Source organism: Nitrosomonas sp. Nm132 (genome assembly GCF_900100485.1).
GTDB lineage: Bacteria > Pseudomonadota > Gammaproteobacteria > Burkholderiales > Nitrosomonadaceae > Nitrosomonas.
In genome coordinates, this window is sequence record NZ_FNDH01000021.1 from 1 (window position 1) to 25,071 (window position 25,071).

Here is a 25,071-nt window from a genome sequence, read left to right on the forward strand (position 1 = left end):
ACAGCCATGACGCCTTGCTCATCCAAATATCCCAAAATAATTCGTGCCCGAAACACCGCTTTGTAGGGCTCCGTTTGGCTATTCGCCCGCCGCTCTAATGTTTTCCGCGTCTGTTCATCGCAATTTAATAGCTGCATATCCTTCCTCCCTGGAAGATAGCATGCACCTTATCGCTTAATAATGCAATTAAGCACTAGGTCATGGCACGCACCAGCGACATCTTTTACCATTGCTTGAGACAACTTACCAGCAGTACCTGCGCCAAGCATCGCTACAAGCCGCCAATGACCGTATCAGCAATGCCATCGCGGAGCTGCCGATCTTCCCGCATTATGCGTTTGATCTGGATGCCCTATACGGCGCCGTCGATGGCCAGAAATTCGGCGTTGAGCGTCCAACCGTGAAGGAACGCTAATCGCGTAAATACTTTGGACGCGGCAAAGGCGTGGTTGCCTACACGCTGTTGTGCAATCACGTGCTGCTCAATGGCTACCTTATAGGTGCACATAAGTACAAAGGCCACCATGTGTTCGATATCTGGTATCGCAGCACATCTCACTCCGACAAGCACTGCTCCCAACACGGCTCAAACCCTTTACAAAAATCGTCACTCGCACAAAAAATCACTACTATAATCTCCGTTGGAATCTGATTTCTCTAATGATGAAACTCTTTTCGAAAATCGCTCCATCATAAGGAATTCAGGTTCCTTTTGCTGCTTTTCTTATATCGAACTCACGTTAAGTATTTTTTAAATTTGCCTGTTCCCAAAACACGATCTTGGCGATCACAAAGGGTTTAATGCTGGATAATCGGTATAACCCTTCGAGCCTGGAGTATAGAACGTGGCTGGATTAGGTTGATTCAACGCAGCGCCGGCTTTGATCCGGGCTGGCAAGTCGGGGTTAGCCAAAAAACTGGTGCCGAAAGCAATCGCATCGATTTTTTCTTCAGTAATATCTTTGTTTGCTTCCTCGGCCGTGTAATCCATATTGCCAATGAGCACGCCTCTGTAATGCCTACGAATAGGCGTCATAATGTCGCCACTTTGCTGCTGAAAAAGATCCCCTCGGATGACATGAAGATAAGCAAGATGAAACTCGTTAAGTCGCCCAGCCAGCCAAGTAGATAATCCAATAGGATCGCTGTCAATCATACTGTTATAGCTGTTAAGCGGCGAGATGCGCAGTCCGACTCGCTCGCTGCCCCATACCAGGCTAATGGCCTCGAGCACTTCGAGCGTCAAACGCGCCCGGTTTTCCAGGGAGCCCCCATAGGGGCCTGGGCGCTTGTTTGTGCCGTCACGCAAGAATTCGTCCAGCAGGTAGCCGTTTGCGCCATGTACTTCAATACCATCAAAACCTGCTACTTTGGCATTCTCGGCAGCTTTCTTAAATCCAGCAACAATACCGGGCAGCTCATCATCACGAAGTTCCTGTGGAATAACATAAGGTTTCTTTCCGTCGGGTGTCAACACTTCATCTCCTGTAATGGCAATAGGGCTGGGAGCAACAGGCTGAACACCCTGGTTGAGAAGCGGGTGGCACGCTCTTCCACCATGCCAGAGTTGAAGGAAAATCTTGCCATCGGCAGCATGCACCGCATCGGTAATCCGTTTCCAGCCAGTGATCTGATCAGGGGAATAGATACCTGGTTCCATCCAGAATGCGGAATTCCCTTCGATCACCATGGTAGCTTCCGCGATAATCAGCCCTGCACTTGCTCTCTGAACATAATATTCAGCCATCAAAGCATTTGGAATGTGCTCAGCATCCGCTCGACAGCGAGTAAGTGGAGCCATGAAGATGCGATTGGGTACAGTGATTGCACCAAGCTTTAGAGGAGTAAACAACGTAGTCATCCGCTTAAATCTCTTGAAATTGAATAACTGTCATTTTAGCCAAAATAAAAGGATAGTCGATATTGAAATGCTGCGGCCAGGAACACGGCATCAATTGAACCTGAACATGCAAACTTGAACTGATTCAAAACCCTACCTGTTTATATTGATGCCGCTGATATTCGATCTCTCTCAAGAAACACCTCCCAAGTAACTGATTTAATATGACATATTCAAAAGGACTTTCATTAACGACGAGTTTCATGCCCATTTTTTCAGCGCACTGAGCCAGATTCCGCAGCACGCTGGCGGTATCGTTCCTCATAGCAGTCTTGACCCCGATCGGTGTATTCCTCGCCGCGGGTGAGCATCGTGTAAATTAGCCGCGCCAGCTTGTGTGCAGCCGCAGTCACGGCTTTGGGCTTGTCCATGCGGGCACACATTCTTTGGAAGTGCGTGCCCAGCGCAGATTGACTGCTAGGCAATGCCGCCGCGGCCAGCTTCAAGGCTTGGGCCGCGCGGTTCGTTACCCGTTTAGTCTTGCCGCTCATTACTTTGCTACCGGTAATCTTGGTACCCGGGCACAGTGATGTGGCCATGATTCCTTGTAGGGCCGCTTGGTAGTCATCGCATCGAATATATCTGCGATGGCAAAGATCCGTGTATTCAGCGAAATAGCCTTGCCCTGGAGTCCTAGCGGATAACCGCTACCATCGTATCTTTCATGGTGAAATTCAACCACCTCTCTTGTCCTGTTCAGCCAACTCGATTTGCTTAGAATTTCCATCCCCAGCGATACGTGAGTTTTCATGACTTCAAGCTATTCCGATGTCAGCTTGCCAGGCTTGAGCAGGATGGGATCGCGGATGCCAATTTTGCCAACGTCATGTAAAAAAGCACCAGTAATCAGATCGTGAATTTTTTCACGCGAGAGTCCGATCGCTTCGCCTAACCTCAGTGCATAAAACGTAACCCGGTAGTTATGGCTATTGGTAGTGGAATCACGTTCGGCAATGGCGCAACCGAGTACATTCATCAATTCCAGGTTGCCTTTGAGCAGATCACCGGACAGTTTGATTAATCCCCGGTTGAGCCGTCAACACAATCGGGTACATCAGCAGAGTAGTAAATGTAATGCCAAGCGCAACAAAAAACAGCTTGCGAGCTAAATCTTCTCTAATTGAATCACACGTCTCGCGATCGACCTGATAGATACCCTCGAAATAACCAACCAGCGAATCCCGGGCATCATGCAGTGGCGCCAGGATGATTAGCAGCAATTCACCTTGCACATAGTGAAATTCATACGGGAGCTCACTTGCTTTGGGAAATTGGTGGCGATAGCGGTCGGTGTCTTGCTCTGGACGAATGATTTCAAGCCTGATTTGCTTGTTGCGATCATACAATTCGACAACCAGGAAATGCTGATTGACCAGTTGCTGTGCTAAATCTGTCAACTGTTGATAAGCTACGGAGTCAAGTTTTTCCAGATTATGAGCGGGCTCTCCACTAAACGTCGCAGACTCCCTCAGTGCAAGGTCGTGGACGAACTGCTGAATTCGACCGAGCTCCAGCCACGGGACAACCCCGCCAATCAATATACTGAGAAACAGCCATCCCAGAAACAGCCGAACCAGGATTCTCCGGTGAATGAAACGACTCGTGGGCAAGTGCAGCTTTCGAATCTGTCCTGGCGTCATCACCTTCTCTCGCCGGCACTTCTGGACTACTCATGCAGCGAGAGATCTGATAGATTGCGTTAATAATGACATTATCGAGATACCAACCTAATAGACCGTTCCAGCATAACAGTTACAGAAAACGCCGTTCGGCCTGAGCCTGTCGAGGGTCGATGTCAGTTGCTTAGCGGTTTGACAAGCTTACCACGAACGGTAATGGTTTTACTGGAACGATCCACTAAAATCGGTAACCCAAACGTCCGCCTAAAGTGTCCATCCCCTCGTTGTCGTTAGCAAGATAGGCATTGGAAATATGATCAAAGTATACTGACAACGAAGTTCTGGCACCGAAGTGATAGCCAATTTCGATCGGAATATGAAACAGTACTCGTGATCCCAGGGCCTTGCGGTCATCGTGTTGAAGATGAAGTTTGCCATCGTGTATCGCCCCACCCAGCCCAATACCAAAAAACATACCGCTGGTATGCTCGTATTGCCAACGAATATCCATGTACAACTTGGAAGTATCGCCGACAGTATTTACCGACCCGCCAAAGGCGGGACGAATGGTTCCACCGATAAATTTGATATGAGGCGAGAAGATAGCTTCCAGATTGAGATCAACACCGCCCTCGCGGCGGAAACCACTCCACAAATCGTCGGTGTCATGGTGAAGTACACCGAACTTGATCTCATGCAACCATGCGAGCGCCCTTTGCTTATCTGCATATCCAGCAGACGAAATAACACAAGCAAGGCTGAAAACCCATACTTCAATAATTCGAGTGCGCATGATCAAATCGATCTTCCCTCAAATTCATATTCCCATATAGGTGTATTTAATAACATAACGTGAGTTCGACGCAAGAAAAGCTGTAAAAGGAATCGGAATTCATTACTGAGCGTGAGAATAACGGCAGGTAATGTCGATGATCGTGACCCGGCGCCAGAGCTGGCACGTTCCTTATTTGAAAAACTCTTTGGTGACCGGGGCTACATCTCTCAGCCGCTCTTTGAGCAACTCTGGGAGGAAAGCGTGCAACTCGTCACCAAGCTGCGTAAAAACATAAGAAGCAAGCTGCTGCCGCTGTTTGACAAACTTTTGTTGCGTAAACGCTCGATCATGGAGACTGTCAACGATCAACTGAAAAACATCTCGCAAATCGAGCATTCCCGCCATCGTAGCCCATTTAACTTTTTTGTTAATCTGATAGCCGAGCTGGTAGCTTACGCATTCTAGAAGAAAAAACCTCACTTAATATCAGACCCTCTCAAGCTCTTCCAGTCGCGTTGATGTAATCCTTATGTCGAACTCACGTTATATTATGGAGCAAGGCTCAGATTTTCTGGAAGTAAAGGTGAGGTAGGCATGATTACTCCAGCATGAAATCAAGAATGTCTTCGATCAAGCGTATTAGCCATAAACGTCATACAATTCACCGAGGAAAAAGCGGGCGAAACGCCCCTTAATTGCAATTTCTTCTGTGAACGATGCCGCTTCCGTGGCATGGAAACTCTTGATTAAATCCTTGATACCTGCCAAGGGTAGGCATAAAGTGCCGATAGCGACGAGATTCCCATCCTCCACACGCCCTTTGAATAATTTTAGACTCAGATTCGATAAATCACGCCACAGGTCGAGACCAAGGTCGTCATGAAGGACTTGCTCGAGGATAAAACTGTAACCTTGATTATCTTTTTCTATACCAAATTCATAAGTAATTTTTCGTGTTTTCTTTGATGCATTTTTTTCCAAAGTAAAGCGACCGTCAGTGAGCATCCTAAAAGTGCCGATAGTGGGATTGCTCAGATGACCCGTCACTCTTGCGGTATGCTGTGGATCATTAACAAAAGCTTCGAGATGATCAATATGAACGGTCAGGCTCAGCTTTAAATCTTCTCTTGTGCCAGGACGTTCCTGAAAATTTAAGTAGCCTGCCAGGTGCTGCGAAAAGCGGATTCCCGGCGCGGGATCTTTCATGCGGGAGGGGTTGGTAGGATTGATCTGGCCTGGTGCTTGGGTAAGATTTTGCAAATAGGCTTTGCCATCGGCATAGCCCATTTCGATTAAAGTGGCATGGTCGATTTTACCAAGATACAAATCTGGGTCCAAGGGTAGAGGGTGGTCAGGTCGAATGACATGGACCTGGATTGGGCGAGTTTGACCATAAGGACTGTCACCTTTCTCGATGCGGTGATTAAGTTCCCGTATGATTTCCAGCTGGTTGTTCAAAGCGGTATTGGCGCTAACTTCCAGCATTTGCACATAGAGGTGTAATATGCCTCCACGGTATACCCCTGTATTGCCTAATCCCCAAAGTACCCAGATCTCCTCGGCAGCATTCCTGACTGCCTCGATGAGATTGGCATCCTGGACAAAACCGGTATCCAGATAAATACCTCCCTCCTTACGCACTGGCGGAAAGACGCCTGGCAAAGACATACCGGCAATGATCATGTCTTCGTCAATATTCTGATGAGAAATAGTTTTAACGGTTTTGTTGGCGTAATCCAGGACGTTATAGTTGGCGTTAACTGCATCCACTTGGTGGATGGCTGCAAAATCGATACCGAAATGAGGCAGTACCTTACTGCGGAAACCATCGGCATCGCCAACGCCTTGCAAATTCTCAACTTTAAGGCAATCCTCGATTGGTAGAAATGAAATGGTGTCGATCAGACGCAAAGTACGCCAGCGCCGACATATTTCTGTTGGTGAGAGTCCGGATAGCAGCATGGACAAATTCAGGCTACCACCCGAGGTGCCGTCCATGAACTGAAAAACCATACCAGCTTCCTCCAGAGCAGCCAAAATACCGGCCTGGTAAGACAGGCGCAAGCCACCACCTGGCAGTACCAAGGCTCGTCTGGGTTCACCGGATTTTTGGGGTGCCGCGAGGTGGACAGATTTGCTTATACTCATGTTAGTGAATTTTAACGGTTGAGATTGCCAAATGTTTCACCAATGATCGGGGCGCTTGGTGACGGCGGCCACGTTTCATCCTGCGGCAAATCAATGACACTTTCGAATCCTTCCGGTGGCGTTGATGGCGGTTCAGCCTGGTGAAGAAACCAGGATTCGATATGGTCATCGAGTGTGCCGACAACGCCTGGTATGAAGGCGGTCACCAACGGCTGGTTTTCAATTTCCAGGGTTTTCAGAACATCAGCGTGGGGATGATCGCCTAATACCAGCTTGGCTTTGGCGAACTTGAACAGCTTCATGCCTGCCCAGCCTTTAATGTAGATGCTGGACTTCATCAGCATGCCACGGAAAGCGCAGTAATTGACAGCGGGGATATTCAGCAAAGGCAGAAAAGAGAATGAGGGGCGAGCTATTTCTATATAAGTTACCAATTGACCATCCAGATCATATTGGCTGCTGACAGTGTTATCTCCGATCTTAAAGTCAAGATTGCCTTGATGCTTGGGCATACCCCAGATGCCTTTGCCACCCTTGACGGAAATTTTTGTGGATACCGGTAATTCGAGTACATATTGACCCGTGCCGAAAGTATTCATCAATAGCAATGGAAGCAAAGGGGGGGCAGGTTTAAGTCCATGGGTACAGGCGATGCCGATACTATATTCAATATATTTGCCGATGTTGGTCCCCAGGTAGTTGATGACGGTCACCACCAGCAGGCCTTTATTGTTACGGAGTCTTAGCGGATGAACCTCTGCCGGTAATGCAGCCTCAGCCTTGTCTGCATTGATGGGGAACACCGCCATCAATGTAGGGGATGGGGCGCATTGCACAGGTAGCTGAAAAGGAATGCCGTCGACCAGGGAATACTGGCCGGAAGTGACTTTGATTCGCTTGGGAAGACCCATATTTGTTATCTCCTGATTATTTGGCGAGTTCTTTGATCATGAGGGGAAAGACGTCACGAGCAGCATTCTTGCCCATGAAGATATCCAAGTGACTGTATTCCGGCAGTCTATGCAGTGTATGGAAATTAGGCTGCAGCTTGTCAAAATAGGTCCATGATTTTTCTTGGCTCTCCGGTAAAAAACAGCGATTCTTTCCGCCGCAAAAAAATGAAAAACGTGCTGCTGTTTTGGGTGGCGTAGCACCGAAATCTGCTGGTAATTCGGAGTAACTTTCTACGGAAACCAGATTTCCCTTGTGGACGCAGCGAGCCATCTGCTGGAAAAATCTCAGGGGCACGTTACCGAATTCTTCCTTAAGCCATTCATGGGTATTTTCGTTGAGGTTTTCATGCTGCCATAAAGCTGGAAAACCGCTGCCATAGGTAAAACTCACCAGCTTGCAGACGGTGTTATTGCATTCATGATGAGTCAGTTTGACCATGGCCGTCATTAACTTGGCGATCCAGGTTGGCGCATCCACTCCCCAGTGGGGATTGACATAAGGAGTGAGCGTATTTACTAACGGGACGACAAAATTTAGCTTAAATGCCGACCAGGCAGGTACAACCGGATGCAAAGTGACAGCGTTCGCAATAATAGTCGATACTTGGGGCACAAGGCCCGCCATGGCGGACATCATAAAACTGGTAGAACCTTGGCAATGGATAATCGCCTTCATGGTTTCATGACCCGTTTCCTCGCAGATTCTTCGCACTGCGTAGGGGTGATCGTAAAGTGCTGCTTGATCGAGGGTCCAGGTGTTGGCAGGAAAATCGATACTGGCACGCCAGTTCTCCAGCCAGACATCATAGCCAGCTTCTATAAGCGCATCGACGATGGTTTCTTTTTCCGGTGCACGGAAGATATTTGCCCGTACTCCTGCGCCGTGAACCAGGATAACGGGTTCTTGCGTGGGCGGCCGGCTGGAGGAGCGAACATTGATCAGGTTCAATGCCATGCCGTCGCCAGCCGTGAAGGGAACGATACGTTCCGTCAGATCCATGATGTCATCCTTTCGGTATGGTGTGGTTAGCTGGAATCAAGGCTCGATCAGTTCCGCGATACGCTCTGCCAGAGCAGCGATCGTGCGGGAAGGATTTAAGCCAACTGCTTTCGGAAAAATGGATCCATCGGCAATGTAAAGACCTGGGTAACCAAACACTTCTCCCTTATGATCGACAACGCCGTCTGCGCTATGGGTGCCCATTCGGCAGCCTCCCAAGGGATGCGGTGTGATCAAATTTTTCAGGACGGACCAGGTCAAAGGAACCTTGGCTTCGCCTTTTGTCGCTTTTGAGAGTTTTTCATGCATGTCGACCAATGCCTGGACAGCACCCTCGGATTTTTTGATATTCCAATCCAATTGTACTTTGTGGCGAAAGGGGGGTATCCAGCTGCGAGAAAGTTTCAATACGCCATCTGAGGCATCCACTGCCTGTCCAAACCACGGCATGACCGAAGATAAAGGGCTCTTATTTTGGACCAGGGACTGCAAGGCACTGAAAAAATGTCCAAAGTGATGATCCTTACTTAAACCAGTGACGGCATCTTTCATCAGATTGGGAAAGCCGCCGTCCTGCACCCAGAATCGCTGTCCTTTGAAGGATCCATCCAGAAAATCAATGGCACTGGTGATCGTCGGGCCATAGGTCGGTGAGATATCACGATGGTGATAAACTGCCGGGGTCAGGAAATCGCCATTGGAACTCCACCCTGTACCGAGGACCGGGCTGAGATTGGGCAGGGTTCCATATTGATCACGGCAGCGAATGAGCAGGTCATTGGTTCCCATCGTACCGGCTGCCACAATCACTTTTTTAGCGTTCAGAAAACCAGGAGTCAGTTTTTGTTTGTTGGTATCAATCACGTTGAAATCGACGCGATAACCTTCACCGCTATGGAGCGGCGTGATGCGTTGCACGAGGTGCAATGGCTTGACTGCGGCGCCATGCTGCTCGGCCAGAGGAATATAATTCAAATCCAGGGTATTGCGGGCTTTGACCTGGCAACCGATGTCGCAATTACCGCAATGAACGCAAGTACCTTGCTCCTGACCGAATGCGTTGGTGTGATATTTGGTATGCTGATCGCCAAAAGCATCCGGACGATCATAACTGAAATCGGGATCAAAGGTGACTGCGAGGGGCATTTTACGAAAACGATCACCGAAACCACTTTTCTCGGCTGCTTCTTTCATCAGTTTGGTCTTGGCCGGCCACTGATTATCGGGTACTTCCTGAACGTTGAGCATCTTGCCGGTTTTTTCATAATACGGCTTTAAGGATTCGTAAGTGATTTCCTTAGGCCAGCCGGAATCGAAAACAAAGGGCTCAGCCTCGACGAAAATATTCGCGTAAATCAGCGAACCGCCGCCCACACCGCTGCACTGTGCAACTGCCATGTCAGGATAGGTACGAATATCAATCCAGCCATTCAATTCGGCGGGTTTCTCATTGGACCACCACCAGGCATCCTTGGGGTCGCGTGGATAATCCTTGACTTCCCAGCGCCGACCACGTTCGAGAATACAAACTTTCAGTCCTTTTTCTGCCAATCTGCAACCCGTTATGGCTCCGCCAAAGCCGCTGCCAATCACAATGACATCATAATGCAGCGTCTCATCATGAGATTTATCCAGTAACTGTTTGCCGAATTTAGGAATGATATAGCTATCCCATAGCTTTCCTGCAAAGAAGGCACCGAATTTTTCAATGGCGCGGGCTTTCTCAGCCAGGCTGGTGGCTCCAGGGACTTCAATGGTGGAAAGTAGATCAGCCAGTTGTTTAACTCCAAGTGTCAAAATTCCCGCACCCACGATGGGACCACTTTTGTCTTTGCCCTGATGCAGGCAAGTATACAAAGTGGTGGTATCAGACCAGAGATCAAAACCATGATCGTCCTTGACATTTTTGTGACCAGCTAAATAATAATCTTGCCCTTTATGCTGAAACGCTAGCTCATAGACCATATAGGTCATGTCGGGGTCATCGGTAGGTTTGAACAGGTTGAATACCCCGGCGCTCGCTGCGATTCCGGCTCCAAAGGGGAGGAAATCTATGGTGCCAGTCAATGATCCTAGATGGTTCGGGTCACTTAAGAAGCGATCCAGGTTATCTAGGCTGACCTTGGCGTGCATCGCCAGCTGAGTACTGTTTTGTTTACCTACATTGGCTCCTTCAACCGGATCAGTTACCCCGAGGGCAAAATAACCCGACATCGTTTCTTTGAACGTCAAAGACATATTGATAACCCTTTTCCAGCTTGGGAATTAAAAGATTTAAATTTCAATGAGTTTAATAACAGATTCTCGCCAAATAGTGCTTTTCGAATAAATTGCTATCAAGTGATGGTTTATTCCAATAACGAAAACATAAGCTTGCTAGAAGTACTTAGGCATTCCAGAGAAAATCGCTATTCTAGGCTTATGATTAATGGGAAAATGCTTCAAATAAATATAATTCGTACTGCTATTTGTAACTTGACTTGATACAGAAAATACTATTACACGCGAATATCTCAGAATTGATATGAATCAGCCGCCCGAAACAATTCAGCAACAAGTGAAAGCATTGCGTGAAGCGATTGATATGCACAATTATCGTTATTATGTCCTGGATGCACCGATCATCCCGGATGTTGAATACGACCGGATGTTTCGCGAATTGCAGCAGTTCGAGCAGCATTATCCTCAGCTGGTCACACCTGATTCGCCTACTCAGCGTGTGGGCGCCGCGCCTCTGAAAGAGTTTATCCAGGTGACGCACCGTACTCCCATGCTTTCACTTAATAATGCGTTTGAAGATACCGAAGTGGAAGCATTTGACCGCCGGATACGAGAGGAACTCAAGGCCGATAGCGTCGAATATACGGTAGAACCTAAATTCGATGGGCTAGCTGTTGGTTTAACCTACGAGAATGGCGTATTGACGAGTGGCGCGACGCGGGGCGATGGTTACACAGGTGAAGATATCACGCGCAATTTGCGTACCATTAAATCGATTCCATTGCGGTTGCCCATTGAGCATTCTCCTGCGCTGCTCGAGGTGCGGGGCGAAGTGCTGATATTGAAGGTGGATTTTGAGAAGCTTAATCTGGAACAGCAGAAAAAAGGTGAGAAGATCTTTGCCAATTCACGCAATGCCGCTGCGGGTTCGCTCAGACAACTAGACCCGGGTATTACAGCGAAGCGCAGGCTGACTTTTTTTGCTTATGGTGTGGGTGTTCATGAAGGTGGAGTTACTCCTTATACCCGACACAGTGAAATTATCGCCTACCTGACTTCATTGCATTTCCCGGTAGCGCGAGAGCATAAAGTGGTTACCGGTGTCACAGCATTACTGGCTTACTACCGCCAGATGGCCATTTTGCGTGATAAGCTGCCTTACGATACCGATGGTATCGTTTATAAAGTGAACGATTTAGCGCAACAGGAAAAACTGGGTTTCGTTTCGCGCGCTCCTCGTTTTGCAATTGCGCATAAATTCCCTGCGCAGGAAGCGATGACCGAGTTACTGGGAATCGATGTGCAAGTCGGCAGAACAGGGGCATTAACACCGGTTGCGCGATTGGCGCCGGTTTTTGTTGGCGGCGTAACCGTGACCAATGCAACCTTGCATAACGAAGATGAAATCAAGCGTAAGCAAATTATGATTGGCGACAAGGTCATCGTGCGTCGAGCGGGAGATGTCATTCCAGAGGTGGTGGCGGTTATCCCTGAGCAACGGCCACTTCACGTAAAATCTTTTTTAATGCCTGATCACTGTCCAGTTTGCGGTGCCCGTGCAGTGCGCCTGCCGGGAGAAACAGTCATGCGTTGTACCGGCGGGTTGTTTTGTCCTGCGCAGCGAAAGCAAGCGGTTTTACATTTTGCTTCGCGCCGCGCCATGGATATCGAGGGGTTGGGTGAAAAACTGGTAGATCAATTGGTGGATCACTCTGTCGTGCGTACCCCTGCTGATCTTTATAAGTTGGGTATTACAGCGTTGGTCAATTTGGAGCGTATGGCCGAAAAATCTGCGAATAATGTACTGCTGGCGATTGAAAAAAGTAAGCAGACCACGCTCGCCCGCTTTATTTACGCACTGGGTATTCGTCATGTGGGCGAGTCTACGGCCAAAGAACTGGCACGTCATTTTGGTCAACTCGATCGATTAATGACTACCAATAGGGAACAATTGCAGCAGGTATCCGATATCGGTCCAGTGGTTGCTCAGAGTATTGCCGACTTTTTTGCCGAACAACACAATCGCGAAGTGATCGAGCAATTACGTAGCTGTGGCGTCAGATGGGAAGAAAGCTCAGAAGTGGTTACACCTGTTAGTAGCTCCATTCATGGCAAGACTTTTGTTCTGACTGGGACATTACCCAACATGGCACGCGAGCAAGCAAAGGAAAAAATCGAGCATCTGGGGGGTAAAGTCACGAGTAGTGTTTCCTCAAAAACCGATTATGTAGTGGTGGGTGTCGATCCAGGCAGCAAATATGACAAGGCTGTCGAGTTGGATATCATGATACTGGATGAAGCAGGGCTGGTGAAATTGCTGCAGGATAGCGCCGGATTCAGTATTTGATATTTACATGTTAACCGCTAACGAAGCAGAACAACTCCTGAAGAATGCAGAACTGATCGTTTCCGCTCAAGTGCTGATGGAAACGATAGAACGTATGGCTAAAGAGATTACGCTGGCATTATCGGGTCAATATCCATTGGTATTCTGTGTGATGGGCGGTGCCGTGGTCTTTACTGGGCAATTACTGCCCTTGCTTCATTTTCCGCTGGATTTCGATTATCTGCACGTGAGTCGCTATAATCGTACCCTTCGAGGCGGGCGCATTGACTGGAAAGTGCCGCCCCAAATTGATTTAAAGGAAAGAGTCGTGCTGGTTCTGGATGATGTGCTGGATGAAGGTGTTACACTTGCCGCGATTCGTGAGCGCATGATGGAAGGAAAAGCAAAAGCATTTTATAGTGCCGTACTCGCAGATAAAGCTATTGGTCAAGCAAAACCGATTCGTGCAGATTTTATAGGCATGACATTGCCAAATCGGTATGTATTTGGTTATGGCATGGATATACAGGGGTTATGGCGAAATTTACCCGCAATCTATGCCATTAAGGAATGAGGTAGAAAGAAATATGCTCGCAATTATTGGTGGAAGCGGAATGACTAAGCTTGCTTGCCTGGAAATATCACATCGCCAGATCGTGAGAACGCCTTATGGTGAACCATCTGGACCCTTAACCTTTGGCAAAATCCAGGATCAGGAGATCGTGTTCCTGGCACGACATGGTCATGGCCATACCATTCCACCTCATGCTGTCAATTACCAAGCTAATCTTTGGGCACTGCATTTATTTAAACCAAAACGAATTATCGCGGTCGTATCGGTAGGTGGCATCCGTGCAGATTTGATACCTGGCAGGTTGGTTGTGCCGGATCAAATCATTGATTATACCTATGATCGGAAATTCACTTATTTTGATAAAACCGATAGACCCATTACGTATACTGATTTTACCCATCCCTTTTGTCTGGAAACGCGCAGCCATCTTTTGTCAGCAGCAAAACAGGCGAACGAGAACATTATCGATGGGGGAGTTTATGCGGTGACTCAAGGGCCGCGGCTTGAAACGGCTGCAGAAGTGAATCGATTGGAGCGAGATGGGGCAGATATGATAGGCATGACGGGTATGCCGGAAGCTGTGCTCGCCAAGGAACTAGGGCTGCCTTATGCTGCGATTGCGGCTGTTGCGAACTATGCGGCAGGGCGTGGTGCAAGCGCACATGCAATTCCACTAAAGGAAGTTTACGCTGTTTTGGAAGAAACCATGATAAGCGTACGAAACATATTAGAACATTTGGTAAAAATAAATGACGATTAGAACTGTTTTGAAAATGGGTGATCCACGTCTGCTGCAAGTAGCGAAGAAAGTGGGCAAATTCAATACACCCGAACTTGAAGCACTGATTCAGGATATGCAGGATACGATGGCAGCGCTCAATGGTGCGGGCTTGGCTGCACCGCAAATTGGTGTTGATCAGCAAGTGGTTATATTTGGCGTGGAATATAATCCACGCTATCCAAGGGCGGAAACAGTCCCTTTCACTGTATTGATCAATCCTGTTTTGACGCCATTGACAAAAAGAATGGAAGAAGACTGGGAAGGGTGTTTAAGTGTTCCCGGGCTGCGCGGTATAGTACCGCGCTATACCCAGCTACGTTATCAGGGGGTCGATCAGTTCGGTAATGTAATCGATCGGAGTGTGGACGGTTTTCATGCGCGTGTGGTGCAACATGAATGTGACCACCTGCAAGGAATACTCTACCCAATGCGTATTACTGATCTTCGCAAGTTTGGCTTTACAGAAGTGCTGTTTCCTGGTGAAGAAGTCATGGATGAGTAAATTACGCCCGAAAATGGGTGACATTACCAGGGTTTGACCACGACGAGCATGACTACTGCAAATAAAATAATGACGGGGATCTCATTGAACCAGCGATAATAAACATGACCGTGTTGATTGCGATCATGTTTGAAATCGATCAGTAATTTGCCGCAGTATATATGGTAGGCAATCAACAGGATGACCAGAGCTAATTTAGCATGCAGCCAGATCCCAGAGAAACCGTAACCGAGCCATAACCAGATTCCAAATAGCAGCGTCAATAGCGCGCCAGGTGTCATGATACCGTAGAAGAGTTTACGTTCCATCACTTTGAAACGATCAATCCCAGCTTGATCAGTGCACATGGCGTGGTAAACAAACAACCGGGGTAAATAAAATAGGCCGGCAAACCAGGTAACCATAAAAATAATATGTAATGATTTTATCCAGAGCATAGGGTGATCCTTATTTTTGAGAAAAATAAAAGCTGGCGAGGCACCATTAACCCGAATATTTCATAAATTGGCACGTGCCCTCACTTGTCTTATTGATTAATAAGAAAGATTTTGCTCAGTCGGGTGTATGAGTCACTACACCCCTCTTTCTCAAAACTTCCCTATTAATCAAAATCCTGCGTGATCATCACGCGAATTTATGAAATATTCGGGTTAATAGATGCGATCAGGCTATTTGAAAAATGATCGCATTCTTGTGTAATTATAATATAACCATTGGTTAGCCAGATTTAACTGGCTGGGCATAGGACTTTTCATATTATTGGTTATGTCTACCGTTTTTGCTGGAAAAGAAATCTATATAGAAAACTTAAGTACTTACTGCGCAAAGTTAAGAATGCGTTTAACCTGGTGATCATCTTCACTAACTGATAAAAGTATAAAATTTTGATGGAATGAAATGCGCATACTCTTGGTGATAGCCCTGCTCATCATTTATGGGTCACTTTACCCAGGAAATTTTTCTCAACCTGAACCAGGGGTATTGGAGAACTTTTTTTCTGATTGGCGTTGGATGACTTCTCTAAGTGATATGCTTGGCAACGTTGTGTTGTTTATCCCATTTGGTCTTGCCAGCGGATTGGTTACGGGAAGCGGCCGCGATACGATCGTTCGTATGCTTGGGTTATTTGTTTTCGGTTTATTGCTTGCTTTTATCCTTCAGCTAGCACAAGTATGGTTACCTTCTCGATCAGCAGCACTCGCTGACGTTGTCTGGAACGTGGTTGGTATGCTATTGGGGATTGTAATAGCACTTTTGATGAAGAAATGTTTGCGAGCAGGCGTGCTGCCATCATTTGATTCCAAACTAATTGTTCCTTCTGCAATACTGGTTTTGTGGCTGCTGACCGAGTTATTGCCGTTAGTTCCTACATTGGATTTGCAAAAACTCAAAGATGCCATAAAGCCACTTTTATTGCAGTTCGATTTTTCCCTTTCTGGCCTAATATTACATGCTGCAGGTGTTGTGGCTGCCGGCGCTGTTGTTTACGTGTTGAGTAAAAAGCCATTAATTTGGCTAACAAGCCTGATATTGGTTGTTCTTGCCGGCAAAGTCGCCATAGTTAATCTGGTATTAGATACAACGGTTATATTGGGGTTATTGGCAGGTTATTTAACTTGTGTATTTTTACTGCGACAGAATGCGGAGAAATTATTTGATGTAAGCTTCTGGTCACTGCTCTTGGCTTGGACGATCGAGAGGATAACACCTTTTATAGTCGCATCAGATGGAGCTATCAACCTGATTCCCTTTGCCACCATGCTGGAGGGGTCAATGCAAACCAATGTAACTGGCTTGGCTCAATCGCTCTTTATTTATACTGCTTTACTATGGCTTGCGCAGGGAATGGGGGGTAATTTGAGAGGGATAGCAACAGGGGTGATTGTCTGGTCGATTCTACTCGAATTGACGCAAATGATCCTCTTGGGCCGCACAGCTGATATTACCGAGCCATTGCTCGTTCTCCTGGTTGCGTGGGCATTATCAGAAACTCAAAGCTACTTGCAGCACACCCAATCACAATCTGCCTCGGAAAAGCATAAACCATCTATTGAGGCGGCGCCATTAGCGACCAGGGATATCAGTACCCTTAGAGCAAGCTGGGTTATTCCACTATTACTCATGATAGGGATGACGGGATTACTTTGGTTGATGCTCCGTTTGCCTGGCATTCCTTATAACCTTAGAGAATTATTTTTAGGTGATGGTCATTTCTTGATCATATTTATTTTTGTGTTGGCCTTGCTCTGGGTTGGTGCTGGGGCAGTATGGGTAAGTAATAAAATTGTATCCAGCAGAGTACCTTATTTAGTGTTTCCTGCATGGATATTTGCTGCGAGTCTTATTAGTCTTGTATTACTTTCTATGAGTGTAACTCAAGAGAGTATTGCCGATATTGCCGGTTCTAACAATTTATACTGGTATGTTATCAACCGTGATATCTGGGGCGAGAGCTGGCGACACATTTTTGAATGGATTGGACCGAATATGGTCATGATACTGGAGCGGCCAGTGCGTTATGCTGCCCTATATACGCCATTGATCGTTTTTCTGACATGGATCGTAAGCTTCTTTAATTTTTATGAACATAATAGACTGGCTATTCGCCATATTTTTCCGCTTATCATCGGCGCTTTGCCCTGGTTGTGGCTGGCAAAAGCAATTGTCTTTGACTGGTCATCCACTGATAATCTGAACGAATTGATTGCTCGTGACGGGCCAATGGGCTGGGGCGGTGGTGGGTATCTCTATGGTCTGCTGGCAATCGTTTGTTTCAATGCGGTCATTCTGGCGAATGCCCTTAGCCATATTAAACAGCTAGCGTTTGTCGTATTATTCTCTATTGCGATGCTGCCGATGGGATGGTGGCTGTTGTCTCAGGGACTGGAGTCTGAAGTGGAAAAGTATGGGCATGTATTCTCGGGTACGCAATTTCTGCTCGGACCTGACCGCCAGCATCTGTTATCAGAAATCGAATTATTCTTGCGATGGTGCCTGGTCCAGACAAGCTTCGTCATAATGACGAGTATCGGGATACGCTGTTTCCAGCAGCTCAGATTCCGAGAATCCGGATCTAGCACTATGAAGAGACTGAATAAGTGAAAAAAGCCAGGGCTCGGTTCATACTTCCTGCTACTTCCTACATCAAGTATATATAAATACATAAAACGCTAAGCGGTAATCAACACTTTCATGACAATACGGGAACAAGCATTAACAGGTCTCAAGTGGACAGCAGGTGGAAAACTGGCTGGGCAAATCATTACCTGGGGTATCACTCTTATCGTAATACGTTTACTGACACCTGAGGATTATGGCCTGCTAGCAATGGCGACAGTATTTGTTGCTTTCATGCTCTTATTGGCTGAAGCGGGACTTGCGCCAGCGCTTGTTCAGAAACAGGAGCTAGATGAAGCTTCATTACGGCAGGTTTTTGCCATTATTATTTTGGTTAACCTGATTCTCCTGGCGATATTGAACTTGCTTGCGCCTGCCATTGCCGGTTTTTTTGGCGATGAGCGCTTGATTCCGATCCTGCACGTTTTATCGTTGCAGTTTCTGATCACGACTGCGGCTACCATTCCGGAAGTATTGCTTTATCGTGAGCTTAAATTCAAAAATCTTTCGCTGATTCAACTGACAGCCTCGATTGCTGGTAGCGTATTAACGCTTGCCATGGCTTTTGCCGGTTATGGAGTATGGGCACTCGTTTTCGGTAATCTTTTTGGGGCTATTTGGAAGGCGGTCGTGCTTAATGCGTTGGCGCCATTTCATTTGCTCCCCAAATTCTCCTTACGAGGTATGCGAAATTTTTTATCCTTTGGAGGAAATATTACGCTATCGCGCTTGCTCTGGTTCTTCTTAACCCAGATCGATGTGATCATTGTCGGTAAGTTGCTTGGCAAGGAGATGCTTGGCTTTTATTCGGTCGCGATGCACTTGGCCTCACTGCCGGTGCAGCGGGTTTCAGTTATCGTAAGCGAGGTTGCATTTCCGGTATTTAGTAAGATTCAAAATGATCGCGAGCAATTTCGCAGTTTCGTGCTCAAGGCTATACGGGTATTAAGCCTAATCGCTTTTCCAGTGCTATGGGGAATTTCCAGTATAGCCAATGAAATAGTTCTCCTGTTTCTAGGGCAAAAATGGCAAAGCGCGGTCTTGCCGTTGCAGCTGCTGACATTGATGATGCCATTCCGCATGATTGCAAATTTCCTGCCTTCTGCTATCAATGCACTGAGTCGGCCTGACATTGGTGTGAAGAATGCGTTTTTGGCTTCGATTGTTATGCCAATTGCTTTCTTGATTGGGAGTCAATGGGGGATAGTTGGGGTGGCGCTGGCTTGGGTTACAGTATACCCAGTAGTACTTGCCATTAATATTCATCGCATGCTGCGTGCTATGGAATTACAATTACGCGATCTTTTTCATGCCATTACGCCAGCAGTAAGTTCAGCAACAGGAATGTATCTGGCCGTCTGGATGATGGGTTTATTACTTGGAGAAGATATCAATCAATGGGCAAAACTGTTAATCATGATTGCTACGGGTGTGATGGCATATGGCGGTCTTACCTTATTTTTTAACAGGCAGGGCTATCAAGAAGTGATGAACTTGGTTTGGCAGAAATAGTGTGCGTGATATTCCTTATCAGAATGCATCGGACATGTCTATGCTGCGGTTACCCAGCCAGGGAGAATCACTAGATACAAAAGGAGTTTGAAGGTGTCGAATGTGGCGATACAAACCATGGAGATGTAGTCGGAGCGGCCGCGTATTAGCCTGTGGAGAAGCGGTGCGGTCAGATTCTTCCAGGAGCCAGGAATCCACCGAAGTACGTAAGGCTTGCGTCTTGCCTTAGTAGGAATCTCCCGCCTTTAGGCGAGGAGGACTGTCAAGAGTAGCTAGAGAAAGTATATCGGTAAGTTCCTCATGAGAATATTTTCCAATTTTATTTCGAGCGTATGCAAATAAAACAGGCATATCGAAATTTTCATCTTTCATGCTTTCTACAAATACCGATTGGAAACAAGATGAAAGCTCCCTCATCAGACTCTTCCTGGTAAATTTAATCACATGGCTGGGCTCGTCTATTGGCCCCAGACAATTGTCAGGAACAAAAATGATTAATGAGCCCGAAGGCTTAAGAATTTGCTGCAATCCACGCAGGAATTTTTGCCGCCTAATGATATGTTCAAGTACCTGAGATGCAATTACAACATCGTACTGTTGATCAAGGGGCGGGAGATGAGGTAGTTTGGCATGATGCATCGTAATCCCATGTTTACCGAGAACTTCGACAGCCCGTCTTGAAATCTCGAGACCTTCAAGATTTCTATAGTCGTGCTCTTTTAGATATTGAAGTAGTGTGCCGGTACCGCAACCAACATCCAGTATGCGGTCTGCTGGTGATGTCAGCGCTTTTATTAACCTGTTCTTGGTTGGCCAGTCACGACTTCCAGCTTGCCAGCTCACATCAAAAGCATAATCCCAGTATTCTTCTGATTTATGCTCAGCATGCATGTTTGCCAACAAGTGGTAACCAAGCGGGAAATGTTCAGAGAAAAAGGCTTTGATACGCCAGGGGATCATATCGTTACTCCGTGGTTATTTCTCAGAAAAGATCTACATCTATTTTGCAATTTATAGATTGGATTGCACCTGATTTCATTTTCACTTTTTTGATCTTATAAAATAAGCTAGATGTTTTTGTTTTGATACCGCCGATAATAAATGCTCTTACTTGACGTTGCCGGAATGCGGATGTAGATGACCTGACCCAGATGTTTTAATCCGGCCTTGATTATTCCACGTTGCGATGCAAGGTTTTTATGGTCCGCCATCATGTAAATACGCTCTATCCCGCTTTGAAAGAGTAAATGTGATAAAAATTGGATCATATAAGGATACACTCCAAGACCTCTGCATTTTTCTAACGTAAAGCAATTAACAATTTCTACTTCATGATCTTTGAGAACCAATCGTTGAAAAGGCTCTTTTGAATATTCGCTGGCGGTATATACCCAGCTGATATGGACCAATTCTCCATCCTTGTAAGCGCCATAGGCAGTTTCAATTCCACGCGTTACATAATATAGCTTTGCCTGCTCCGAGAATCTCCCAGTATCAAGTGTGAGCGCTATTAAATCTTTACCGGTTAGCTTTTTAACATTCAGATCGGATCGGGGATTAAAAGGTATCATCTCACTATAGTTGCAACCGAATAGCTCTAATCTGTTAAAGTCAATAATAAAGCCAGAAAAGTTTTGTTTTGCCCGCATAAGATACCCTAAAGCGGATTTGGTAAGGGTAATTACCTTTTTGGGGAGCGCCTGTACTGTCAACATAGGATTACCTAGTGGAAATAGGAATATGCTTGGCATCAAGAATCATAACGAAGCAGTTTACGCTAGATAATTTGAACAGAAATGGAAATCTTCATTAGATTTTACTGGTTCTTAATGGATACTTAATCTGTGATCGGGGTATCAGCAAGATTAATCCACTCAATACCTAAGTCAATTTGTCGGCGAAATAGGGGTGGAATTTCAGCATTCCAGCCAATGGCCCTTAATTTGTTTTCTCTATACGCAAGTAGTGGCGTGGATGCCAGCATAGATTGAGCTATCGGTGATGCTAAGTTGATTTTTACCCCCACGAAATAATTCATCATATGGGTCTGACCGCGTTCAATTTCAGAAGCCGGCGTGACTAGGTTGGCGCCTAATTTAAGTTTGAAATTAAGCGGGCCATCGTTTACAAATGGATTACTTGAACCTAAATTGACATATTTAAAATTATTTTCTTGCGCCCAAATGAAAGATTGATTGTACAAAGCTGTTACAACACCTTTTTTTAGCCAAGTAACATCACCATTTCGCCAGCCAATATTAGCTATGCGAACAGTATCCGCACTTTCCAGCGCAAGCAAAATAGCGCCAATCCAATGATCTCCCAGATATGCACCTATAAGAAAACCATTCTGGTATGTATGTTCGATATTTTCCCATTTCGATAAGAATGCCCGATCTTCATGCCGTGTTTTGACAGTTGGAATAAGCATTTGATGAAAAAATTCGTGAATCGCTTTGTCGTTTCTCAATAGTGTAAATTGATATCCTATACGGCGTGCTATACGCAAATCATCCTTTGCTCCTTTGCTGGTAATGATTTCCGTAATTGGTTTATTCAAGTTAATACGGCAATTTACAAATAAGGGAATAATATGCCATCCGCGGGAGGCATATAATGGTAGAGTCAGGGGATTCAGAGGGCATAGTGATATATCAGCAGCTAATGCTTTATTTCTCCCTCTCAGTATCTGGAGAAGTGAAAATTTACCTACTGGAAGGGGTTCAATCACATGACCCAATAGTTTGTGTGTCCAAGATGCATACTGAGGTTTATTTCCATAATAAATGACAGTACCTTCTCCTGCGTTAGATGGGATAGGCGCGTGTATGCGGTAAGCGGGTATGGACCAATTTTGCAGGGTATCCTGAATGCTTATTGTTGCAACATCTATCGGATAGCGAAAATTGGCTGGCAAGGCAGCATGCAATTCCCGAAGTAAGGATTTGAGTGAATGCAAGTTTTATTTCCTCATGGAGGATAACATGCGTTGGAGAAAGCCGGAGATAACGCCATTTGGTATAAATCTAGCTGCTTGAAGTTCTATCTGCTCTGTTGCGGCACCAAAACCCGTTTTAAACTTGACTAATCCTGATTCAGGATTGGGATCATCAGTTCCTCCTAGATTGAATGATTCCTTACCTTCATCACGAAGCGTAGAAGCAATTTCATGAATGAGAAAGTGAGCTGCGCCACATTCCATTCCTTCCAGACTGGTTCCCTGGGTATGACTGTAGCCGGTTTTTTCAGCTAACAATATGATGTTCGAGGAAAGTATTTGATCGGCAGCGACTGCGCAAAAAATTTCAGCAGCACCAGAATCAATGAGCTTAGAAAAATTTTCTATTGAGACCGAGGTATGGACATTCTCTCCACGTTCTTTGCGTCGATGCATAGAAGCGCTAATTAAACGGGCATGTGTTGCAATCGCTTCTTGATCTTTTCTGCGTTGCATTTCTACGCCTGTTTTTTTTGCGCGTTTTATCCTGTAAGCGTGCCCTTTAGACATTTTTTTCAGTATGTCTGGATGCTTTAGGCTTAATGCAAACTCCCATCTGGTTTTACGTTCTATTTCATGCACTAGATTTGGAATTATTCCACCCGGGGAGCAAAAGCTGTTTACTGATAAAGCAGTAACCCCATTATTGTGACAAAAATTTATTAGATTCTGCCAGAATGGTTCATCAGCCGGGATATCGGGCACAGAGGGAATTTCTACTGAGCGTCTCAACCGCCCGGTTTTCATAAATGCAAGGCAGTAAGTTTTTGATTGGGTAAAATTATTGCTTAGTAACCAGGGTGTAAATCCCTGGAGGCGCCGATAGGCAATATATTCGCTTGTATAGAATGGATTATGTGAATTAAGCGTGACTACTTCTTGAATCTGAGGTGATGTTGTATCGATTGCCGCTGCAAATATTTCAGTCATTTTATTTATAAAAGATGGATTCGAGAGTGTCACCAAATAATATTTTACGGAAAATCAAGAAGTATCAATCAATCTTTTTCAAAACCAAAGAGAAAACAAACCTAATCTTGCTTATTTTTTTAGATAAAGATTTTAAGTTTGTTTATGGTAGGCTGTTACTAAATGAAAGGGTGCTCTCATCGCATCAAAAAATTGGAGCTTGAAGTGCGCGCTTACTATTACGAGACGATAGAGTGCAATTAAAGAAGCATCAATTTTTTATTTGTTTGCGCCCATGAGGCCCAAAAGTATATATTCCAGTTGATTGAATTCGATCAAATGATGAAGCGAAATAGATCTATGCTTAGTGTTTTGTCGGATTTCTTTAGGTTAGGATGATTCAGGCTTGAGCTCTACATAATGGAAAGAAGGTGAGAAATTGAAGTTTACTACAGCCATACGTTTTTTGCGTGATAGCAAAGCAGGTCCACGTCAAAAATACTGGGAGATCAGGAGCCTGGCAAGTGAGGTGCTGCGATTATTTGAGCGCAGCAATCGAGAATTTATGCAACATGTTTTACAAGATTTATGGCGTTATATTACCTCCTCGATTCGTTCTGACAGTGATGAATCCCCTCTTCGAATTCAGTCGGCAGTTGATTGGCTGCTGCGAGCGCAGCGGGAAACGCCTGATGATGGCGTGTCGCTTGGCTATTTTCCTTGCCGTAGTGAACCAGAAAAGTGGATGCCGTCTTATCCTGAAACAACAGGTTATATTATTAGCACGCTACTGTCCTATGCCGAGCGTTTTGAGGATAGCCGTGTTCGAGACGCTGCGCTTAGAATGGCGTATTGGGAAGTCGCGATTCAAATGCCATCGGGAGCAGTGCAGGGTGGGCCGGTTTGTCCACCGGAGCAACAAACTCCGGCAGCATTTAATACTGGTATGGTGCTAGACGGGTGGTGTTCTGCGTATAGTGCAACAGGTAATAAAATTTTTCTGGAAGCTGCCGGTCGAGCGGCTGATTTTTTGATGGCCGATATTAACGAAGCAGGTTACTTTCGAACTAATGGTCATTATGTAAGTACTGATGAAATTAAAACCTATACTTGCTTGTGTGCTTGGGCAATGTATCGTTTTGGGACCCTCTCAGGGAAGCAGCGCTATCAGCAGGCTGCAGTAAAGGTAATTGAAGCGGCAGTAAGTCAACAACATTCAAATGGTTGGTTTGCACATAATTGCCTGACGAGATCTACAGCGCCACTTACCCATACAATAGGCTATACCTTGCAGGGCATACTTGAGGTAGGGATACTTGCCCAATGCTCAGATTTCATTGCTGCAGCAAAAGCCGGGGTTGATCCGTTGATAGTACGTATTGATCGTTGTGGCCTGCTGTCAGGCCGCTTTTATGCTGATTGGGTGCCTGCAGTACGATCATCTTGCTTGACAGGCAATGCTCAGATAGCAGTTGTCTGCTTCCGTCTTTATGAGGTGACTGGCCTGATGCACTATAAGCAAGCTGCAGATTTGCTCGTAAATGCTCTAAAAGCGCTACAAGTGATTAATTCACCCAATTCAGCATTCAATGGTGCAATTGCCGGTTCATTTCCCATTTTTGGCGGATACATGCGAGCAGGCTATCCAAACTGGGCCACCAAGTATTTTATTGATGCCTTGTTATTGCAGCATCAATGTAGTTAATGAGTACTAACATATCAGTTCGATTTCTTATT

General features: G+C 45.9%; 20 protein-coding genes and 3 pseudogenes. 9 read left to right on the forward strand and 14 right to left on the reverse strand.

The genetic code is table 11. The features are described 5' to 3' along the window. Positions 1-197 precede the first annotated feature (197 nt). A pseudogene (locus BLP80_RS08905) lies at positions 198-556 on the forward strand (Tn3 family transposase); the annotation flags it as partial. A 231-nt stretch (positions 557-787) separates the two neighbouring features. Here BLP80_RS08905 and BLP80_RS08910 read toward each other — a convergent pair. From BLP80_RS08910 to BLP80_RS08925, 5 genes and pseudogenes are all read right to left on the reverse strand, one after another. Beyond that, positions 788-1,861: an alkene reductase gene (locus tag BLP80_RS08910; RefSeq protein WP_090542421.1), complete on the reverse strand. Its 1,074-nt coding sequence runs from the start codon at positions 1,859-1,861 to the stop codon at positions 788-790. 254 nt (positions 1,862-2,115) lie between these two features. Then, on the reverse strand, positions 2,116-2,439 hold the full coding sequence (locus BLP80_RS08915) for a hypothetical protein (protein ID WP_143002263.1): 324 nt from the start codon (positions 2,437-2,439) through the stop codon (positions 2,116-2,118). Then, positions 2,391-2,876, reverse strand: a pseudogene (locus tag BLP80_RS16295) (HD-GYP domain-containing protein). The gene BLP80_RS08915 and the pseudogene BLP80_RS16295 overlap by 49 nt, the downstream one beginning before the upstream one ends. 25 nt (positions 2,877-2,901) lie before the next feature. Further along, complete coding sequence (locus BLP80_RS16300) at positions 2,902-3,540, reverse strand: hypothetical protein (protein ID WP_256325027.1); 639 nt, start codon at positions 3,538-3,540, stop codon at positions 2,902-2,904. A gap of 217 nt (positions 3,541-3,757) precedes the next feature. Next, positions 3,758-4,312, reverse strand: coding sequence for an acyloxyacyl hydrolase (locus BLP80_RS08925; protein ID WP_090542425.1), 555 nt, complete (start codon positions 4,310-4,312; stop codon positions 3,758-3,760). Between the two features lie 102 nt (positions 4,313-4,414). Between BLP80_RS08925 and BLP80_RS08930 the strand changes: the two are divergent. After that, positions 4,415-4,759, forward strand: a pseudogene (locus BLP80_RS08930) (transposase); the annotation flags it as partial. A 174-nt stretch (positions 4,760-4,933) separates the two neighbouring features. Here the strand turns inward: BLP80_RS08930 and BLP80_RS08935 are convergent. Genes BLP80_RS08935 through BLP80_RS08950 form a run of 4 tightly spaced genes read right to left on the reverse strand, consistent with a single transcriptional unit; the run spans position 4,934 to position 10,633 of the window. Then, positions 4,934-6,442 (reverse strand): patatin-like phospholipase family protein, encoded by a 1,509-nt coding sequence (locus BLP80_RS08935; RefSeq protein ID WP_090542429.1) that lies wholly within the window; start codon positions 6,440-6,442, stop codon positions 4,934-4,936. Positions 6,443-6,453: 11 nt separating this feature from the next. Then, positions 6,454-7,353 carry an acetoacetate decarboxylase family protein gene (locus tag BLP80_RS08940; RefSeq protein WP_090542431.1) on the reverse strand — a complete coding sequence of 300 codons (900 nt, stop codon included), beginning with the start codon at positions 7,351-7,353 and terminating at the stop codon, positions 6,454-6,456. A 16-nt stretch (positions 7,354-7,369) separates the two neighbouring features. Beyond that, complete coding sequence (locus BLP80_RS08945) at positions 7,370-8,395, reverse strand: esterase/lipase family protein (protein ID WP_090542433.1); 1,026 nt, start codon at positions 8,393-8,395, stop codon at positions 7,370-7,372. Between the two features lie 36 nt (positions 8,396-8,431). Then, positions 8,432-10,633, reverse strand: coding sequence for a GMC oxidoreductase (locus BLP80_RS08950; RefSeq protein ID WP_218120415.1), 2,202 nt, complete (start codon positions 10,631-10,633; stop codon positions 8,432-8,434). Between the two features lie 286 nt (positions 10,634-10,919). On the opposite strand from BLP80_RS08950, the gene ligA reads away from it, so the two are divergent. Genes ligA through def form a run of 4 tightly spaced genes read left to right on the forward strand, consistent with a single transcriptional unit; the run spans position 10,920 to position 14,798 of the window. Then, positions 10,920-12,962, forward strand: coding sequence for an NAD-dependent DNA ligase LigA (ligA, locus tag BLP80_RS08955; RefSeq protein ID WP_090542435.1), 2,043 nt, complete (start codon positions 10,920-10,922; stop codon positions 12,960-12,962). Positions 12,963-12,969: 7 nt separating this feature from the next. Then, complete coding sequence (locus BLP80_RS08960) at positions 12,970-13,515, forward strand: hypoxanthine-guanine phosphoribosyltransferase (protein WP_090542437.1); 546 nt, start codon at positions 12,970-12,972, stop codon at positions 13,513-13,515. Positions 13,516-13,528: 13 nt separating this feature from the next. Further along, complete coding sequence (locus tag BLP80_RS08965) at positions 13,529-14,275, forward strand: S-methyl-5'-thioinosine phosphorylase (protein ID WP_090542439.1); 747 nt, start codon at positions 13,529-13,531, stop codon at positions 14,273-14,275. After that, positions 14,265-14,798 (forward strand): peptide deformylase, encoded by a 534-nt coding sequence (gene def / locus BLP80_RS08970; RefSeq protein ID WP_090542441.1) that lies wholly within the window; start codon positions 14,265-14,267, stop codon positions 14,796-14,798. Before BLP80_RS08965 ends, def begins: the two co-directional genes overlap by 11 nt. 23 nt (positions 14,799-14,821) lie before the next feature. Here def and BLP80_RS08975 read toward each other — a convergent pair whose 3' ends face one another. Further along, positions 14,822-15,235 (reverse strand): CopD family protein, encoded by a 414-nt coding sequence (locus BLP80_RS08975; RefSeq protein WP_090542443.1) that lies wholly within the window; start codon positions 15,233-15,235, stop codon positions 14,822-14,824. Between the two features lie 460 nt (positions 15,236-15,695). Between BLP80_RS08975 and BLP80_RS08980 the strand changes: the two genes are divergently transcribed. Next, positions 15,696-17,900 carry a VanZ family protein gene (locus BLP80_RS08980; RefSeq protein WP_090542445.1) on the forward strand — a complete coding sequence of 735 codons (2,205 nt, stop codon included), beginning with the start codon at positions 15,696-15,698 and terminating at the stop codon, positions 17,898-17,900. A 90-nt stretch (positions 17,901-17,990) separates the two neighbouring features. Beyond that, positions 17,991-19,427 carry a lipopolysaccharide biosynthesis protein gene (locus BLP80_RS08985; protein WP_090542447.1) on the forward strand — a complete coding sequence of 479 codons (1,437 nt, stop codon included), beginning with the start codon at positions 17,991-17,993 and terminating at the stop codon, positions 19,425-19,427. Between the two features lie 225 nt (positions 19,428-19,652). On the opposite strand, the gene BLP80_RS08990 is transcribed toward BLP80_RS08985, so the two are convergent. From BLP80_RS08990 to BLP80_RS09005, 4 genes are all read right to left on the reverse strand, one after another. Further along, complete coding sequence (locus tag BLP80_RS08990; protein ID WP_090542449.1) at positions 19,653-20,387, reverse strand: class I SAM-dependent methyltransferase; 735 nt, start codon at positions 20,385-20,387, stop codon at positions 19,653-19,655. A gap of 107 nt (positions 20,388-20,494) precedes the next feature. Beyond that, on the reverse strand, positions 20,495-21,142 hold the full coding sequence (locus BLP80_RS08995) for a hypothetical protein (RefSeq protein WP_090542451.1): 648 nt from the start codon (positions 21,140-21,142) through the stop codon (positions 20,495-20,497). A gap of 122 nt (positions 21,143-21,264) precedes the next feature. Next, complete coding sequence (locus BLP80_RS15180) at positions 21,265-22,344, reverse strand: hypothetical protein (protein ID WP_176754323.1); 1,080 nt, start codon at positions 22,342-22,344, stop codon at positions 21,265-21,267. A 45-nt stretch (positions 22,345-22,389) separates the two neighbouring features. Continuing rightward, on the reverse strand, positions 22,390-23,355 hold the full coding sequence (locus BLP80_RS09005; RefSeq protein ID WP_090542455.1) for a GNAT family N-acetyltransferase: 966 nt from the start codon (positions 23,353-23,355) through the stop codon (positions 22,390-22,392). A gap of 418 nt (positions 23,356-23,773) precedes the next feature. Between BLP80_RS09005 and BLP80_RS09015 the strand changes: the two genes are divergently transcribed. Continuing rightward, positions 23,774-25,039, forward strand: a complete 1,266-nt coding sequence (locus BLP80_RS09015; protein ID WP_090542460.1) for a prenyltransferase/squalene oxidase repeat-containing protein — start codon at positions 23,774-23,776, stop codon at positions 25,037-25,039. The last annotated feature ends 32 nt before the right edge of the window (positions 25,040-25,071 follow it).

What these genes read in the sequence shown, in the direction of transcription:
- BLP80_RS08950 (WP_218120415.1), bottom strand. Translation starts at nt 10,633, where the DNA reads ATGTCTTTGACGTTCAAAGAAACGATGTCGGGTTATTTTGCCCTCGGG.
- BLP80_RS08915 (WP_143002263.1), bottom strand. Translation starts at nt 2,439, where the DNA reads ATGGCCACATCACTGTGCCCGGGTACCAAGATTACCGGTAGCAAAGTA.
- BLP80_RS08925 (WP_090542425.1), bottom strand. Translation starts at nt 4,312, where the DNA reads ATGCGCACTCGAATTATTGAAGTATGGGTTTTCAGCCTTGCTTGTGTT.
- BLP80_RS08995 (WP_090542451.1), bottom strand. Translation starts at nt 21,142, where the DNA reads ATGTTGACAGTACAGGCGCTCCCCAAAAAGGTAATTACCCTTACCAAA.
- BLP80_RS08980 (WP_090542445.1), top strand. Translation starts at nt 15,696, where the DNA reads ATGCGCATACTCTTGGTGATAGCCCTGCTCATCATTTATGGGTCACTT.
- BLP80_RS08935 (WP_090542429.1), bottom strand. Translation starts at nt 6,442, where the DNA reads ATGAGTATAAGCAAATCTGTCCACCTCGCGGCACCCCAAAAATCCGGT.
- BLP80_RS08945 (WP_090542433.1), bottom strand. Translation starts at nt 8,395, where the DNA reads ATGGATCTGACGGAACGTATCGTTCCCTTCACGGCTGGCGACGGCATG.
- BLP80_RS08975 (WP_090542443.1), bottom strand. Translation starts at nt 15,235, where the DNA reads ATGCTCTGGATAAAATCATTACATATTATTTTTATGGTTACCTGGTTT.
- BLP80_RS08910 (WP_090542421.1), bottom strand. Translation starts at nt 1,861, where the DNA reads ATGACTACGTTGTTTACTCCTCTAAAGCTTGGTGCAATCACTGTACCC.
- BLP80_RS08960 (WP_090542437.1), top strand. Translation starts at nt 12,970, where the DNA reads ATGTTAACCGCTAACGAAGCAGAACAACTCCTGAAGAATGCAGAACTG.
- BLP80_RS16300 (WP_256325027.1), bottom strand. Translation starts at nt 3,540, where the DNA reads ATGACGCCAGGACAGATTCGAAAGCTGCACTTGCCCACGAGTCGTTTC.
- def (WP_090542441.1), top strand. Translation starts at nt 14,265, where the DNA reads ATGACGATTAGAACTGTTTTGAAAATGGGTGATCCACGTCTGCTGCAA.
- BLP80_RS08990 (WP_090542449.1), bottom strand. Translation starts at nt 20,387, where the DNA reads ATGATCCCCTGGCGTATCAAAGCCTTTTTCTCTGAACATTTCCCGCTT.
- BLP80_RS08965 (WP_090542439.1), top strand. Translation starts at nt 13,529, where the DNA reads ATGCTCGCAATTATTGGTGGAAGCGGAATGACTAAGCTTGCTTGCCTG.
- BLP80_RS09005 (WP_090542455.1), bottom strand. Translation starts at nt 23,355, where the DNA reads ATGACTGAAATATTTGCAGCGGCAATCGATACAACATCACCTCAGATT.
- BLP80_RS08940 (WP_090542431.1), bottom strand. Translation starts at nt 7,353, where the DNA reads ATGGGTCTTCCCAAGCGAATCAAAGTCACTTCCGGCCAGTATTCCCTG.
- ligA (WP_090542435.1), top strand. Translation starts at nt 10,920, where the DNA reads ATGAATCAGCCGCCCGAAACAATTCAGCAACAAGTGAAAGCATTGCGT.
- BLP80_RS08985 (WP_090542447.1), top strand. Translation starts at nt 17,991, where the DNA reads ATGACAATACGGGAACAAGCATTAACAGGTCTCAAGTGGACAGCAGGT.